We start from the raw sequence: 15,391 nt of genomic DNA on the forward strand, positions 1-15,391 counted from the left end.
ATGTCCCTGCCTGCTCCCCACGACACCCTGATGTACCGCGAAGCCGCCGAGGCCGCCGATGTGATCGCCGCGCAGTTCGCGCGCAACCAGGTGGCCGTGGAGACGCTGGCAGCCAGCCTGCGCGCGGCGCCGCCGCCGTTCGTGGTGACCTGCGCGCGCGGCAGTTCCGATCATGCCGCCACCTACGCCAAGTACCTGCTGGAAACGCGGCTGGGGCTGGTGACCGCCTCGGCTTCGCCGTCGGTGGGCTCGGTCTACGAAGCGCCGCTGAAGCTGCGTGGCGCGCTGTACATCGTGATCTCGCAGTCGGGCAAGAGCCCGGACCTGCTGCGCAACGCCGAGGCTGCCCGTGCGGCCGGCGCGCGCGTGGTGGCGCTGGTCAATGTCGAGGATTCGCCGCTGGCGCAACTGGCCGAAACGGTGATCCCGCTGGGCGCGGGTGCCGAGCGCAGCGTCGCGGCGACCAAAAGCTACCTGGCCTCGCTGTCGGCGATCCTGCAGCTGGTGGCGTACTGGACGCAGGACGTCGGGTTGATCGCTTCGCTGCGCACGCTGCCCGATGCCCTGCGCGCGGCCTGGAACAGCGACTGGTCGTCGCTGACCGAGGGCCTGGTGCCGGCGCACAACCTGTTCGTGCTCGGCCGTGGCCTCGGCCTGGCCGCCGCGCAGGAAGCGGCGCTGAAATTCAAGGAAACCTGCGGCCTGCACGCCGAGGCCTACAGCTCGGCCGAGGTCAAGCACGGCCCGATGGCGCTGGTCGGCCCCGGCTTCCCGGTGCTGGCGTTCGCCCAGCCGGATGAAACCGGTGCCGGCACCCGCGCAGTGCTGGGCGAGTTCGCCGCGCGCGATGCCCAGGTCTGGCTGGCCGATGTCGGTGGCGACCTGCCGCTGCCGGTCGCCCCGCACCCGGCCTGCGCGCCGCTGCTGACCATCCAGAGCTTCTACCGCGCGATCAACGCGCTGGCGCTGCGGCGCGGGCACAACCCCGATCTGCCGCCGCATCTGAACAAGGTGACGGAAACCGTCTGATGAAAACTGTCCTGCGCAATGCCCGCATCCTGGCCGGCGACGACTTCCGCGATGACCTGGCGGTGGTGATCGAAAGCGGGCGGATCACCGCGCTGGTTTCCGATGCCGCGCCGATGCTCGGCCAGGCCGATGAGCAGGTGGACCTGGGCGGCGGCTGGCTGCTGCCGGGCTTCATCGATGCGCAGGTCAACGGCGGCGGCGGGGTGCTGTTCAACAACAGTCCGGATGTCGCCACGCTGCGCACGCTGGCGCAGGCGCACCGCCGCTTCGGCACCACCGGGCTGCTGCCGACCCTGATCAGCGACGACGTGCAGGTGATGCGCGCGGCCATCGCCGCGACCCGCCAGGCGATCAGCGAAGGCGTGCCCGGCGTGCTGGGCATCCATCTGGAAGGCCCGTACATCGCGCCGGCGCGCAAGGGCACCCACGACGCCAACAAATTCCGCGTCCCCGATGCCGCCGAGATCGCCCTGGCGGCCTCGCTGGACAACGGCGTCACCCTGCTCACGCTGGCCCCCGAACGGGTGCCGCTGGAGAGCATCCGCGCGCTGGTCGAACGGGGCGTGGTGGTAGCGGCCGGTCATACCGCAGCCAGCTATGAAGAGGCGCGTGCCGGGCTGGAGGCGGGCATCCGTGGCTTCACCCATTTGTACAACGCGATGTCGCCGCTGACCGGGCGCGAGCCGGGCGCGGTCGGGGCGGCGCTGGAAGACCGCGACAGCTGGGTCGGCATCATCGCCGACGGCGTGCATGTGCACCCGGCCAGCCTGCGCGTGGCGCTGGCGACCAAGCCGCGTGGCAAGGTCATGCTGGTGACCGATGCGATGCCGCCGGTCGGTGCGGAAGACCCCAGCTACGAGCTGTACGGCGAGGTCATCACCGCCGTGGACGGCGTGGTGCGCAATGCGGCCGGCTCACTGGCTGGCTCGGCGCTGGACATGGCCACCGCGGTGCGCAACAGCGTGCAGCTGCTGGGCGTATCGCTGGCCGAGGCGGCGCGCATGGCCTCGACCTATCCCGCGCAGTTCCTGAATCTGGATGACCGCTACGGGCACATCGCCGAAGGGCATCACGCCGATCTGGTGCTGCTCGATGACGCCCTGCAGGTGCGCAGCACCTGGATCGCCGGGCAGCGCGAAGACGTATGAGTGCCACGCCGTCGGCACGGATGGGCTCGATCGACGCGCTGCGCGGCCTGACCGTCGCGGCGATGCTGCTGGTCAACAACCCCGGCGACTGGAGCCATGTCTACGCGCCGCTGCTGCACGCGGACTGGCATGGCTTCACCCCGACCGACCTGATCTTCCCGTTGTTCCTGTTCATTGCCGGCGTCTCGATGGCCTTCAGCCTGGCCCCGCGCGCGGGCGACCCGGCCACGCGTCCGGCGCTGGTGCGTGGGGTCCTGCAACGCGCGCTGCGCATCCTGATCGCCGGTGCGCTGCTGCACCTGCTGGCGTGGTGGCTGTTCGAGCTGCCGGCGTATCGCCTGTGGGGTGTGCTGCAGCGGATCGCGTTGTGCGTGGCGGTGGGCGGCGTGCTGGCGATCTACACGCAGGCGCGGACGCAATGGGCGGTGATCGTGGGCCTGCTGGTGGCCTATGCCGCGATCCTGCTGTCCGCAGATTCGCTGGAGCCCTGGGTGAATCCGGCCAGCCGCCTGGATACCGCGCTGTTCGCCCCCTTCCTGTACAAGTATTCCGCGCTCACCGGCCTGGGGCATGACCCGGAAGGGCTGCTGAGCAGCCTGGGGGCTATCGCCAGTACGCTGCTCGGCCTGCGCGCCGGTGCGTGGCTGCGGGCCGGGCGAGCGCCGCAGCTGGCGATGCTCGCAGCGGTGTGTCTGGCCATCGGCGGCCTGGCCACCCTGTGGCTGCCGCTCAACAAACAGCTGTGGACGCCGAGCTTCGTGCTGTGGACGGGCGGTCTCTCCGTGGCGGCACTGCTGCTGGCGCATCTGCTGATCGACCGCTGGGGCGCGCCCGCGCTGGGCCGGCGCTTCGGCGTGAACGCGATCGCGGCGTATCTAGGTTCCTCGGCGATGGCCCTCGTGCTGGCAGCCACCGGCGCGTGGGCCTGGATGTTCCATGCGCTGGAGCGGGCACTGCCGGAGGCGCCGAAGCTGGCCTCGCTCGGCTGCGCCGTGGGCTTCGTGGCGATCTGGTGGGGCGTGGTGTGGGTGCTGGATCGCCAGCGCGTCTACCTGAAAATCTGAATGCGAGGGAATGCGGGTGTGCATGCCGTCGGCGCGGGCACCCGTCCGCATTCTTTACCTTCGCATCACGTTTGCGCAGTAAAAGTACCTACGCCGGTCTTCCGTAAAAGCACTGGGCCGTTGCTGTCCCCCTTCTGCTGAACAGGAAAGGTACATGCACCAGATGCTTGCTCGGCCGGCTCGGCCGCTGCTGTCCGTCCAGATAGCCCGCCTGCTGCATGCTGGCCGCTATGGCGCCCTCGGCACCGCACTGATGGCCGGGGCATTCCCGGCCTGGGCGGGCTGCGACAACCCTGCGCCCACCACCGGTCAGACCGTGACCTGCTCCAGCCAACTGCCCAATCCGGACACTGTGCCGGTCACCGGCGCGGCAGGCAGCAGCACCATCACCATCAATGTCCTGAGCAACGCCCAAGTCGCGCCTGCCACCGGCAACGCCATCACGCTGCAGGCCGGTGGCGGTGGGCACCTGATCATCAATGACGGAAGCATCCTTGCCGGCGCCGGGCGTGGCCTGCAGCTGGATGCCGCTTCCACCGTGATCAATCGCGGGGTGATCAGCGGCAGCACCGGCGGTGTCTTCTCTGGTGCCGGCAATGATCGGCTGGAGATGCTGGCCGGCAGCATCCGCGGCGGCGTGGTGCAGGGCGAAGGCAACGATACGCTGGTGATGCGCGATGGGGTCATCGACAGCATCGACCAGGGTGATGGGGTGGATGCGCTGGAGGTCAGCGGCGGCACCATCACCGGCACGGTGCAGCAGGGGAGTGGCCAGGACGTGTTCCTGATGACCGGTGGCACCGTCGGCGCGCTGCTGCAGGGCGACAGCACCGATCGCTTCCGCATGACCGGCGGGCAGATCATCGGCGGCTTCGACGACGGTGACTACGCCGAGATGACCGGCGGCCGCATCGGCCGGGTCAACATGAAACTGGAAAACAACACCTTCGACATGTCCGGCGGCACCATCGACGGCAACCTCGTCACCGGCTTCGGCAATGACACCATCCTGCTGTCCGACGGCTACATCGGCGGCAACATCAGCGTCAGCGGTGGCGACGATGCGATCACCATCACCGGTGGCACCGTGCGCGGCGAAATCCGTGCCAGCACCGGCACGGATCGTCTCACCTGGTCCGGTGGCGGCGTGGTCTACGGCGCCGTGGACATGGGCGAGGGCGATGACGTCAGCACGCTGAGCAACCTCAACAACAGCCATCTCGGCGCGCTACCGCTGTTCACCGGTGGCGCAGGCACCGACCTGCTGACCCTGAACAACGTCAAGACCAACGGCGTGGCGCGTTTCACCGGCTGGGAGCAGATCAACCTGCGCCAGGACAGCCAGCTGACCGTCGATGCCGATCTGGTGCTGGCCGACGCCACCACCGCCGGTGGCACCCTGGATATCGACCGCACCAGCACGGTGTTCGCCGGCGGCCTCAACGCCAGCGTGCGCAGCTTTACCGCAGGCCAGCAGGTCAACGTCATCAATGCCGGTCGCATCGACCTGAGCAACGGCAGCAATGGCCCGGGGGATGCGTTCACCATCGCGGGCAACTACGTCGGCAACAACGGCGGTGTGTACCTGCACTCGGTGCTGGCGGGTGACGGCGCGCCCTCGGACCGCCTGGTGATCTCCAATGGCGTGGCCAGCGGCAGCACCGGCCTGGGCATCCTCAACGCGGGTGGCAGTGGCGCGGCGACGCTGGCCGACGGCATCCTGGTGGTGCAGTCAGTCAACGGCGCCAGTACCGCGCCAAACGCATTCGCGCTGTACAACCCGGTCGCGGCCGGTGCGTTCGAGTACTTCCTGTTCAAGGGCGGCGTCAGTGCCGGCAGCAGCGAGAACTGGTATCTGCGATCGACGCTGGTAACGGGTGTCCTGGCGGCCCCGGCGCCTGCGCCACCGGGCGTATCCACGGTCACCCCGCCACCGCCGCCGCCGGTGGACGCAGGCACCCCACCGCCGCCCCTGACCCCGCCGCCGCCGCCGTCGCCGGATTTGCCGGAGAACCCGGACCCGCTCGCCCCCGAGCCCGCACCGCCACCGCCGCCGGCCGAACCGGCACCGGTCGCGCCCCCGCAGGCCGATACGCCGCCGCCGGTACCAACGACCCCAGCGGCAGTGCCGGGTCCATTGGCGGTGCCACCGACGCCCGGCGCGGTGCCCGCCGACGGCGACATCATTCCGCTGTACCGCGTGGAGGCGGCCACGTATGCGGTGGTGCCGCCGCTGCTGCGTGAGACCAGCCTGCTGAGCCTGGGCACGTTCCACGAGCGCCAGGGCGAACAGCGCCTGTTGGCCGGGCAGGGCGGCTTCCGCGCGGCGTGGGCGCGGATGATCGGCCAGAGCCATGAGCAGCATTGGGAAGGCGACGCCAGACCCAGCTTCGACGGTGACATCCAGGGCATCCAGGCCGGCGTGGATCTGTTCGCCAACGCCGATGACCGCCACCGCGACCAGGTCGGTGTGTTCGTCGGGCGCACCCGTGCGCAGGGCAACGTCAACGGCTTCGCGATCGGTTGGGACAACGTGGCCGTCGGCCGCACCCGCCTGGACGACAAGCACGTCGGCCTGTACTGGACCCGCGTGGGCAGCGCCGGGGGCTACCTGGACGCGGTGGTGATGCAGAGCCGCTACGACGGCAATGCGTGGTCCGCACGCGGGCTCGGCATCGATCTGCGTGGTGACGGCACAACGGCCTCGCTGGAAGTCGGCAAGCCGCTGCTGCAGCTCGGGCAGTCCGCCTGGTGGCTGGAGCCGCAGGCGCAGGTGATCTGGCAGCGCACCGCACTGGATGACGGCGCCGACCGCATTTCCTCCGTGGGCTACGACAACGACAACGCGTGGACCGGCCGCGTCGGCCTGCGCCTGGCGGCCGACTACACCCTCGCGGGCGATGGCTGGCAGCCCTACTTCAAAGTGAACTACTGGCAGACCTTCGATGGCGAGGATCGCATCACCTTCGGCACCAATCAGTTGACCAACCAGCAGGGCGCGCGCGCACTGGAAGTAGGCGTCGGCGTGGTCGCGCGCTTCAATGCCAACGTCAGTGCGTTTGCGGTGGCCGACTACACCCGCGACCTGGAAAGCAGCGAGCAGAAGGAGCGCAGGAGCATCGAAGGCAACATCGGGCTGCGGTTCGATTGGTGAGGCTGTTGCGGGCACGGGTTGATTGCCGGCACGCCGCCCGGAATGGGTGAGGTGCTCCTCATTTCGGGCTGACGTGTTGCTGGAATTGCGTAGTGCCTGCTTTTCCTGGGGCCGCATGCAGCGCTATGCTGCGGCCCACTCAACTACACGGATGTAGCGCGATGGTGATGTCCAGAGGGTCTCGTTCTTCGCTGCTCGCGCTGCTGGCCGGTGTGCTGTCTGCACCGATGGCGAACGGACAGGACATGCCGACGACGGCGGTGCAGGCACGGATCGTCGAGGTGCTGGAACTCGAGGCGCTGTACCGCGACAAGGTCGGCTGGCAGGCGCTGCGCACCCGCCTGCAGGCGCCCGATGCCGATCCCGCGCAGACCTGGCCGCTGCTGCGCGATGCCATTGCCGTGAGCAGCGGCGGGCATGGGCGGTGGATGCCGGCGACGCACCCGTCGCTGCAGCCGCCTTTGAACCGCGGCACGGTGGCGGCAGCCCAGCGTGCTCCGGCAAGCCGGCAGACAGACGAGACCAGCGCCACGCCGCAACGCACGGATCTACAGCGGGATATGGATACGGTGGGCCGCCGCATTGGATGGATGACGGTGGGAGCCTTCAACGCGAGCGGCGCGGGTGGCAGTCCGGCCTGGCAGCAGGCGAGCCTGGCGTTTGCCGGCAGGCTGCAGAACGCGATCCGCGGCAAGGACCGGGCGGAACGATGCGGTTGGGTCGTGGATTTGCGGGGCAACAGCGGCGGCAACATGTGGCCGATGCTGCTGGGTCTGGCGCCGCTGCTGGAAGAGGCCGATGGCGATGCACCGCGGATCGGTGCGTTCGCCACGGCCGATGCGGAGCGATCATGGTCGTCGCACGATGGTGCCGTCTGGCTGGAGCAGAAGAAAATGCTCGACGGTGGCGCGGCGGTGTATCGCCTCCGCCAGCCGGGCGCACCGGTGGCGGTGCTGTTCGGTCCGCGCACCGCCAGCTCAGGGGAGGCAACGGCGCTGGCCTTCCGTGGGCGCGCCAATGCCCGGAGTTTCGGCCAGCCCACGGCGGGCTTCTCGACCGGCAACCGTACCGAGCGTCTGCCCGACGGAAGTGCATTGCTGGTCACCGGCAACGTGATGGTCGACCGCAACGGTCGGGGCGATGGCGGCAAGATCGCTCCGGATGTGGTCGTCGGTGAAGGCGAGGACGCGGCGGCAGCGGCGCGCGATTGGCTGTTGGCACAGCCCGCGTGCGCGGCCAGCGCCAGCTGAGACGGCGTCCGGTCCGCCGGGATCAGGCGGGGCCGGGGTCTGCCATGCAGGGATCGATCAGCGCGTACGCATTGCGCTGATCGCCTTTACCCGTGCCTTGGCCAGGGCTTCACCTACTGCCGGGCCCTTCAATCCGCTCAGATCCAGATCGCGCGCCTGTACTGCCAGCGCGGCCTGGTGCAGGCGTTTCAGCGTTTCACCCTGCGGGTAGTCGCTGTCCTCGAAGCCCAGTCGGCCGCGCTTGTCGGCTTCGCAGCACAGCGCGATCTGCGCGATCCGCTCCGGGCGACGGAAGCCGTCGCACCGGGCCAGCAGCTCGAGCACGGTGGCATCGCGCAGTTCGTCGATGCGGTGCACGTTGAGATGATCGCGGCAGACCGCTTCGGCGAGCTGGCGGTGATCGACCGGTACCTTCAGGCGTTCGGCCAGCGCGCGCAGCGGGGCGACACCGCGTTGCTCGTGCATGATGTGGCGCGGCCATTCGGCCGGCGGGGTCAGGCCCTTGCCGAGGTCATGGGTCAACGCGGCGAAGCCGATCAGATCATCGCCGGGCGCCAGCTGTGCGGCCACGTCGCTGACCATTTCCTGGTGCACGCCGGTATCCACTTCCGGATGGAACTCCGCCCGTTGCGGCACGCCGTACAGCGCCTCCAGCTCGGGCAGGATGGCGCCCAGCGCATGCGCATCGTGCAGGGTGCGCAGGAAGGCGGACGGCCGGGCGGAGGCCAGCGCGCGGCGCAGTTCCTGCCAGACGCGCTCGGGCACCAGCGCCTCGAGTTCGCCGCTGGCGGCGATCTCGCGCATCAGGGCCATCGTCTCGGCGGCCACGGTGAAGCCGAGCGGGGCGAAGCGCGCCATGAAGCGGGCCGCACGCAAAACGCGCAGCGGATCCTCGACGAAGGCCGGGCCGACATGGCGCAGCACGCGCTGTTCGATATCGCGCACGCTGCCATACGGATCCACCAGGGCACCGGTGGCCTCATCGCAGGCGATCGCGTTGATGGTGAAATCGCGGCGCTGCAAGTCTTCTTCCAGCGTCACCGAGGGATCGGCATCGACCACGAAGCCGCGGTAACCGCGGCCCGACTTGCGCTCGGTGCGGGCCAGCGCATATTCCTCACCGGTGTCGGGGTGCAGGAACACCGGGAAATCCCGGCCCACGGCCTTGTACCCCTGCGCTTCCATCTGCGCCTGGGTGGCCCCGACCACGACCCAGTCGCGGTCGCCGGGGGAACGCTGCAACAGGCGGTCGCGTACGGCGCCGCCGACAAGATAGATCTTCATGCGCCCATGATGCCGCAGTGGGCCAACGCGACGCCAACCGGTAGTGGCGGGGGCCGGGCGGCGGCCCCCCAAAAACACGCGAAAAAAACAGGCCCCCCCCCCAATGCCCGGAGATCCCCAGGAGCCGGCCAGCGGCCGGCACTACCGAGACCGGTCAGTCGCCGCCCTTGTCGGCGTTGGCCGCGCAGGCGAAGGTCTTGCGCTTGACCTGCAGGCGGCCGTTCATGCGGTCGGTCACCGGCAGCGCGTCGCCGTTCAAGCGCCAGTCGTAGATCACGCTGAAAGCCAGGATGCGCGCGACGTACTCACGGGTTTCCTTGTAGCTGATGGTCTCGATCCAGATGTCAGGATCGAAGCCCGGGCGCTGCGACTGCCAGCGGGCGGTCGGGGTCGGGCCGGCGTTGTAGGCGGCGATGGTGACGTAGGGCAGGCCGTCGTACTTGTTCATCAGCTGGCGCAGGTAGGCCGTGCCGATCGCGATGTTGGTGTCCGCGTCGTACAGGCTGGCCGCACCCCCGTAGTTGGTCAGGCCGATGGACTTGGCCACTGCCGCACCGGTGGCCGGCAGGACCTGCATCAGGCCCATGGCGTTGGCCGGCGAGCGCGCCTTCGGATTGAAGATGCTCTCGGCGCGGATTTCCGCGGCGACCCAGGCCGGGTCGATGGCGTTGCGCGCGGACTCGCGACGGATGCTGTCGTCGTGGTGCAGCGGGAAGCGCAGCGAATACAGGCGCTGCTCGTCCGGGGTCTTGCCCAGCGAGAACACCGCACGATCGAACCAGCCGTTGTCGCGGGCGACTTCGACGGCGAGGCGACGCTGCGTGGTGTCGTAGCGGCTGAGGGCGTCGTTCCATTCGGCCACGGCCCAGCCTGCCCGTTCGATCTTGAACAGTTCCATCGCCCGCACGATCGCCGGGTCACGCGCGACCGCCGCCTGCGCCTGGGCGCTGTCGTTGGGTTCCCACGGGCACAGCGTGTAGTTCTGGCCGAGCTGGTCGGCAGCGAGGAAGCCATGGAAGGTGGCCGCACGGGCCGCCTCACGGAAGGCGGCCTGCGCTTCACTGCGCTTGCCGGTCTTGTCCAGCATGCGCGCTTCGAAATAGCGCCAGCGCGAGTCGGCGCGCTGGGTCGGGCCCATCTTGCGGATCGCGGTCAGCGCCGCCGGCCAGTCGCCGCGCGACAGTGCTTCGCGTGCGCGCCATTCGTGCAGGCGCTCGTCGTACGCCGATTCGGGCACGGCGTTGAGGCGGCGGGCGGATTCGGGACCGTACGAGGCGACCGTCCACAAAGCGATCTGGTACAGCACCTGCGCGCGCTGCGCGGCGCTCAGCTGCAGCGCATCGGCATACTGCGGCAGCTGCTGTTCGGTCGCGCCCGGGTCGGCCTTGGCCAGCTTGGCCAGGCCATCGGTGGCGATGCGCCGGCTGCGTTCGTTGCGCGGCCAGTTCAGTGCGCTGGCGTTGGGTTTGTCGACGAACGCGGCATACGTGTTGGCCAGCGCCAGATCGGCGGCCGGGAGGCCGCGTGCGGCGCTGCGCATCACGGCAGGCTGCTGCTCATCGGCCGCTGCGTCGATACGTGCCCAGCGCAGTTCGGCGCTCAGGCCGCCCTTGGCATCCAGGACCGCGAACACCGGGTCGCAGGCATCGGGCAGCGATTTACCGGTACTGCGCCAGATCGTCTGGGCCTCGCTGACCCATTGCGCATCGGCCTTGCCGGTGGCCTGGCGCGCATTGAGCTGGGCGCAGCGCAGGCCGACATTGGAGGTGTCGGTCCAATTGGCCAGCAGCGTCGGCCAGTCCTGGCGGCGGGCCACGGCCGGCAGCCACACGTTGCGGAAGCTGGTCGCGACGGCCTGGCCGCGGTAGCGCTTGAGGAAATCCTGGGCCTGCGCGTTGCTGACGGTATCGATGTTGCGCCGCAGGTTGGCGAACTCCACCCAGCCATACAGCGGGTGCCGGCTCAATGCGGCCGCCTGGGCAGGGTCGAACTGGCCGCGCTCGGCGTTGTCGATGACGGCCTTGAGCTGCGCGCGCTGCGCATCCAGGTTCTGGGCATCGGCGACCGGGCTGACGCCGGTGCAGGCCAGCAGGACGGTCGCGCTGAAGAAATACAGGGGAAGTCGTGTCATGCCGAAAGCATAACGGGGGCGGGTGAAAGGCGGTGAGGGCAAGCCGAATCGAGGATGAACGGATCCCTGCCAGGACGATCGCCGTGGAGACGCTCGAGTCGCGGCTGCAGGAACAGGCGCATGACCACGCGGGCAACCTGCCGACGCTGCGCATTGCAGCCGATCCCGATGCGCACTATGACGTGATGGCCAAGGTTCTGGCGGCGGCCAACAACGCCGGGATGGACCGGATCGCGTTCGTCCAGTAGCGGCCCGACGGCCCGCCTGCATGACCCCGAACGTCCTTGGAAACAAGGGCGTTCTTCATTGCGTGGTTCCGTCCAGGGAAACGCAGGAAGCCACGCGCACACGCAGTCGGCTTTGTCGATTCCGCGTGAAAGAGTGGAATACGTCACTCCTTCACATTTACAGGTTGTTTACAAAGGAGACACTGCCGCCATGCAGGGGGGGCGCGGCAGTCCCGCCCACCATTCCTTTGGAGAGAGAGCGAATGAACAACCTGCATCACCGCCCGCTGGCGGTTGCTGTATCGCTGTGCCTGCTGCTGGCTGCGCCGGCCCTGGCCAGCGCGCAGGACGCGCCACGCAGTACTACCGATCTGGACCGGGTGGAAGTGACCGGCAGCCGCATCAAGCGGGCCGAGGTGGAAGGGCAGGTGCCGATCCAGACCCTGACCCGCACCGAGATCGAGCGCACCGGCCTGACCTCGATCGGCGATGTGCTGCAGCAGCTGACCGGTTCCGGTTCGGCGCTCAATGCGAAGTTCAATTCCTCGGGAAACTTCGGCTTCCCGCCGGATGGCAGCGGCGTGGGCGCGGGCTCGGCCCAGGTCGATCTGCGGCACCTGGGCGCCAAGCGGGTCCTGGTGCTGGTCGACGGCATCCGTTGGGTCAATGAGTCCTCCGCATCCGGCGTGGGCGCAGCGACCGATCTGAACACCATTCCGCTGGCCATCGTCGAGCGCATCGAAGTGCTCGAAGACGGTGCCTCTTCGCTGTACGGCTCCGACGCCATCGCCGGTGTGGTGAACATCATCACCCGCCGCGAATTCGACGGTGCGCAGGTGACGATGAACTACGGCGAGTACAGCAAGGGCGACGGCACCCAGAAGGGCGTGGACCTGGCGTGGGGCACCCGTGGCGACCGCTACAGCCTGTTCCTGGGCGCCAGCTGGACCAAGCAGGATCCGGTGTATGCGCGCGACCGCGAGCAGTCGCGCTTCCCGATCCCGGGCACCGGACTGGCGTTCGGCAGTGGCGGCATTCCGCAGGGGCGCTTCTCCTTCGTGGATCCCAATACCGGTGCCGACCAGGACATCGTGCCCAATACCGGGGTGAGCAACCCACGTTACGACGGCAGTGCCGGCTGCACCCGCAGCGATGACTACCACTGCTTCACCTCGGCCGACCGCTTCAACTTCGCCGAGTACAACATGGTGCTCACGCCGTCCGAGCGGAAGGGCATCTTCGGCCAGTTCCGCTTCGATCTCACCGATGACATCCAGTGGTACATCAAGGCCCTGGGCAACCGCCGCGAATCCACCAACCAGGCCGCACCCGAGCCGCTGTTCTTCGGTCCCGATGGCGCCACCGGCAACCCGCTGGCCGACAACATCGTGGTCTCGGGGCTCAACCCGTACAACCCGTTCGGCTTCGATCTTGTCGCCTCGGGCAACATGAGCCTGATCGGCCGTCGCCCGGTGGAAGGTGGCGCGCGCGTATTCGAGCAGGAGGTCAACACCCAGTACTTCGCCACCGGTCTGGTCGGCCAGTTCCAGGCGGCGGACCGCAGCTGGTTCTGGGACCTCAACGGGATGTACAGCAAGAACAAGGCCGAGCAGACCAACTACGGCAGCTACGACATCTACAAGGTCAACATGGCGCTGGGCGATCCGGCGGTGTGCGCGGCCACGCCGGGCTGCGTGCCGCTGAACATCTTCGGCGGGGTCGGCTCGATCACGCCGGACATGCTGCGCTGGATCCAGCCGGTGGTGCGCGACCGCAGCCAGAATGAGTTGAGCCTGTTCACCGCCAACCTCAGCAGCGAACTGTTCACCCTGCCGGCCGGCCCGGTTTCGTTCGCCACTGGCTATGAGTACCGCAAGTACGAGGGCCGCTACGATCCGGATCCGCTGACCGTGATCGGCCACTACAACGGCGTACCCTCGCTGCCCACGTCCGGCTCCTACGATGTCAACGAGGCCTACCTGGAGTTGAGCGTGCCGATCTTCGCCAAGAGCGCGCTCGGCGAGAAGCTCGACCTGAGCCTGGCAGGGCGCTACTCGGACTACTCGACCTTCGGTGGCGAGTTCACGCCGAAGTACGGCCTGCGCTGGCAGGTGACCAACGATTTCGTGCTGCGGACCAGCTATGCCGAAGGCTTCCGTGCGCCGTCGATCGGCGAACTGTACGGCTCGGCCGCGCGTGCCGACCTGCAGCTGTTCGATCCCTGCTCGGTCGGGCTCGGCGGCACGCCGCCCCGCGGCAACGCAGCCAACTGCGCCGCCCTCGGCGTGCCCGGCGGCTTCCAGCAGGCCAACTCGCAGATTTCGGTCACCACCGGCGGCAACGCCGAGCTGGATCCGGAGCGCTCGCGCAGCTTCAGTGCCGGCTTCGTGTGGAGCCCGTGGTTCGGCAGCAATGCGTCCTGGTCGGAGCGCTTCGATGTCGAGGTGACGTTCTACCGCCACCACATCGAAGGCGCGATCCAGGCGATCAACGCCCAGACCCAGCTCGACCTGTGCGTGGATACGCTGGACCCGCTGTACTGCGCCGGCATCACGCGGGCCTCCACCGGCGCGGTCAGCAGCTTCAACAACCGGCTGACCAACCTGGGCTCGATCAAGACCGATGGCTGGGATGTGGACCTGTTCTGGACCCTGCCGCAGACGGAGATCGGCCAGTTCAAGCTGGGCTGGCAGAACACCTTCGTCGGGCGTTACGAGGCCCTGGGGGCGGCGGGACAGAAGCAGCCGCAGGAGCCCGGCGTGGAAGTGGCCGACAGCTCGATTCCGGAATGGACCAGCAATGCCACGCTGAGCTGGAACCTGTCCAACTGGAACGCCTCCTGGACGGTGCGCCATATCTCCAAGCTCACCGAAGAGTGCGGCGATGTGGCCGCCTTCCCGATCTGCGGCAACCAGGCCGAGGGCACCAACGAACTGGCGGCGACCACCTTCCACGACATGCAGGTGGGCTACAAGGTCGACTGGATGAAGGGACTGCAGCTCAGCGCCGGCCTGAACAACGTGTTCGACAAGGATCCGCCGATCTGCCTGTCATGCTCGCTCAACGGCTACGACGCCTCGACCTACGACATCCCGCGCGGGCGCTACTGGTACGTGCGCGCGGACCTGCGGTTCTGATCGCGGGCTGATGCGGAGGTGACACACCGGGGCGCCATCACGGCGCCCCGGTAGTGGCTTGCAGCAGCGCCGGTCATGCCCCGCTGCGTGCAGGGACGGACAAATGTGTTGCGCACACCGGCCATCGCGGGTGCCTGGCATGTTGGCGCATTCTGCGTCAGGCATCATGGGGAGCCGGCCAGCGGCCGGCACTACCTCTTCTGAACTGCATTGCCATGAATCTGCATACCTGGTGGATCTTCGCCGTCACCGTGTTCGTCCTGTGCGGCACGCCCGGCCCGAACATGCTGCACGTGATGACCCGCAGCGTGCGGGTCGGCTTCCGCCGCAGCATCGCTGCGATGGCCGGCTGCCTGACCGCGCTGGTGCTAGCCCTGGCAATCTCCGCCGCCGGGCTGGGCGCGGTGCTCAAGGCGTCGCCGATGGTGTTCGACGTCCTGCGCTATGCCGGCGTGGCGTATCTGGTCTACCTGGGGATCAAGGCCTGGCGTGGCGGTGATGCGCCGATCGACGTGGGCAGCACCACGGCGCTGGTGCCCAGCTCGCGCAGCGTGCTGTTCCGCGACGGCTTCATCATCGGCATCAGCAACCCGAAGCTGCTGCTGTTCGCCTCCGCGTTCCTGCCGCAGTTCGTCGATCTCACCCAGCCGCAGCTGCCGCAGTTCGTGATCCTGGTGGGCACCTTCGCGGTGATGGAGATGTTCTGGTACGCGGTGTACGCCGCCGGCGGTCGCGGCCTGGCCGGTTACCTGGCCAGACCGGGGCTGCGCAAGGTGTTCGACCGCGTGGTCGGCACGATCTTCATCGGGTTTGGATTGGCGCTGCTGCGCGCGCGGCCGTGATGATCTGGCGCTGGTGCTGCGCGCACGGCGTTGATGGTTGTGCCGGCCGATGTGCGGCAAACCGGCCTGACTGTCATAGTTGCGGAGGCTGACCGCCAGCGGCCGGCACTACCCGGGTCTTGCCA

10 protein-coding genes are annotated in these 15,391 nt (G+C 68.5%); 8 read left to right on the forward strand and 2 right to left on the reverse strand.

Annotated elements, in window-relative coordinates; all coding sequences use genetic code 11:
* From ABE473_RS10045 to ABE473_RS10065, 5 genes are all read left to right on the forward strand, one after another.
* Positions 1 to 1,029: an SIS domain-containing protein gene (locus ABE473_RS10045; RefSeq protein WP_346489362.1), complete on the forward strand. Its 1,029-nt coding sequence runs from the start codon at positions 1 to 3 to the stop codon at positions 1,027 to 1,029.
* Positions 1,029 to 2,177, forward strand: a complete 1,149-nt coding sequence (nagA, locus tag ABE473_RS10050) for an N-acetylglucosamine-6-phosphate deacetylase (RefSeq protein WP_346479260.1) — start codon at positions 1,029 to 1,031, stop codon at positions 2,175 to 2,177. Before ABE473_RS10045 ends, nagA begins: the two co-directional genes overlap by 1 nt.
* A complete protein-coding gene (locus tag ABE473_RS10055) occupies positions 2,174 to 3,241 on the forward strand; it encodes a heparan-alpha-glucosaminide N-acetyltransferase domain-containing protein (protein WP_346489363.1) in 1,068 nt (355 codons plus the stop codon). The genes nagA and ABE473_RS10055 overlap by 4 nt, the downstream gene beginning before the upstream one ends.
* A gap of 154 nt (positions 3,242 to 3,395) precedes the next feature.
* Positions 3,396 to 6,395, forward strand: a complete 3,000-nt coding sequence (locus ABE473_RS10060; protein ID WP_346489364.1) for an autotransporter domain-containing protein — start codon at positions 3,396 to 3,398, stop codon at positions 6,393 to 6,395.
* A 125-nt stretch (positions 6,396 to 6,520) separates the two neighbouring features.
* Positions 6,521 to 7,645, forward strand: coding sequence for a S41 family peptidase (locus tag ABE473_RS10065; RefSeq protein WP_346489365.1), 1,125 nt, complete (start codon positions 6,521 to 6,523; stop codon positions 7,643 to 7,645).
* A gap of 57 nt (positions 7,646 to 7,702) precedes the next feature.
* Here the strand turns inward: ABE473_RS10065 and ABE473_RS10070 are convergent, their stop codons facing one another.
* Complete coding sequence (locus ABE473_RS10070) at positions 7,703 to 8,929, reverse strand: multifunctional CCA addition/repair protein (RefSeq protein ID WP_346489366.1); 1,227 nt, start codon at positions 8,927 to 8,929, stop codon at positions 7,703 to 7,705.
* Between the two features lie 154 nt (positions 8,930 to 9,083).
* The gene (locus ABE473_RS10075) at positions 9,084 to 11,060 is read right to left on the reverse strand and encodes a transglycosylase SLT domain-containing protein (RefSeq protein WP_346489367.1); all 1,977 of its coding nucleotides are present in this window, start codon (positions 11,058 to 11,060) and stop codon (positions 9,084 to 9,086) included.
* Positions 11,061 to 11,143: 83 nt separating this feature from the next.
* Between ABE473_RS10075 and ABE473_RS10080 the strand changes: the two genes are divergently transcribed.
* The 3 genes from ABE473_RS10080 to ABE473_RS10090 all read left to right on the forward strand — a co-directional run bounded on the left by ABE473_RS10080 (position 11,144) and on the right by ABE473_RS10090 (position 15,266).
* Entirely contained in the window at positions 11,144 to 11,308 is a 165-nt protein-coding gene (locus ABE473_RS10080) for a biopolymer transporter ExbD (RefSeq protein WP_346489368.1), read from the forward strand.
* A 242-nt stretch (positions 11,309 to 11,550) separates the two neighbouring features.
* Positions 11,551 to 14,424, forward strand: coding sequence for a TonB-dependent receptor (locus tag ABE473_RS10085; RefSeq protein WP_346479253.1), 2,874 nt, complete (start codon positions 11,551 to 11,553; stop codon positions 14,422 to 14,424).
* Positions 14,425 to 14,639: 215 nt separating this feature from the next.
* Positions 14,640 to 15,266, forward strand: a complete 627-nt coding sequence (locus tag ABE473_RS10090) for a LysE family translocator (RefSeq protein ID WP_346489369.1) — start codon at positions 14,640 to 14,642, stop codon at positions 15,264 to 15,266.
* Positions 15,267 to 15,391: the final 125 nt, after the last annotated feature.

The sequence above is a fragment of the Stenotrophomonas sp. TWI700 genome, assembly GCF_039673645.1.
Taxonomy (GTDB): Bacteria; Pseudomonadota; Gammaproteobacteria; order Xanthomonadales; family Xanthomonadaceae; genus Stenotrophomonas; species Stenotrophomonas maltophilia_AA.

Bases quoted from the DNA above. Each gene is read 5' to 3' on its own strand.
- ABE473_RS10045 (WP_346489362.1), top strand. From the start codon at position 1: ATGTCCCTGCCTGCTCCCCACGACACCCTGATGTACCGCGAAGCCGCC.
- ABE473_RS10060 (WP_346489364.1), top strand. From the start codon at position 3,396: ATGCACCAGATGCTTGCTCGGCCGGCTCGGCCGCTGCTGTCCGTCCAG.
- ABE473_RS10070 (WP_346489366.1), bottom strand. From the start codon at position 8,929: ATGAAGATCTATCTTGTCGGCGGCGCCGTACGCGACCGCCTGTTGCAG.
- ABE473_RS10055 (WP_346489363.1), top strand. From the start codon at position 2,174: ATGAGTGCCACGCCGTCGGCACGGATGGGCTCGATCGACGCGCTGCGC.
- ABE473_RS10075 (WP_346489367.1), bottom strand. From the start codon at position 11,060: ATGACACGACTTCCCCTGTATTTCTTCAGCGCGACCGTCCTGCTGGCC.
- nagA (WP_346479260.1), top strand. From the start codon at position 1,029: ATGAAAACTGTCCTGCGCAATGCCCGCATCCTGGCCGGCGACGACTTC.
- ABE473_RS10085 (WP_346479253.1), top strand. From the start codon at position 11,551: ATGAACAACCTGCATCACCGCCCGCTGGCGGTTGCTGTATCGCTGTGC.
- ABE473_RS10090 (WP_346489369.1), top strand. From the start codon at position 14,640: ATGAATCTGCATACCTGGTGGATCTTCGCCGTCACCGTGTTCGTCCTG.
- ABE473_RS10065 (WP_346489365.1), top strand. From the start codon at position 6,521: ATGCTGCGGCCCACTCAACTACACGGATGTAGCGCGATGGTGATGTCC.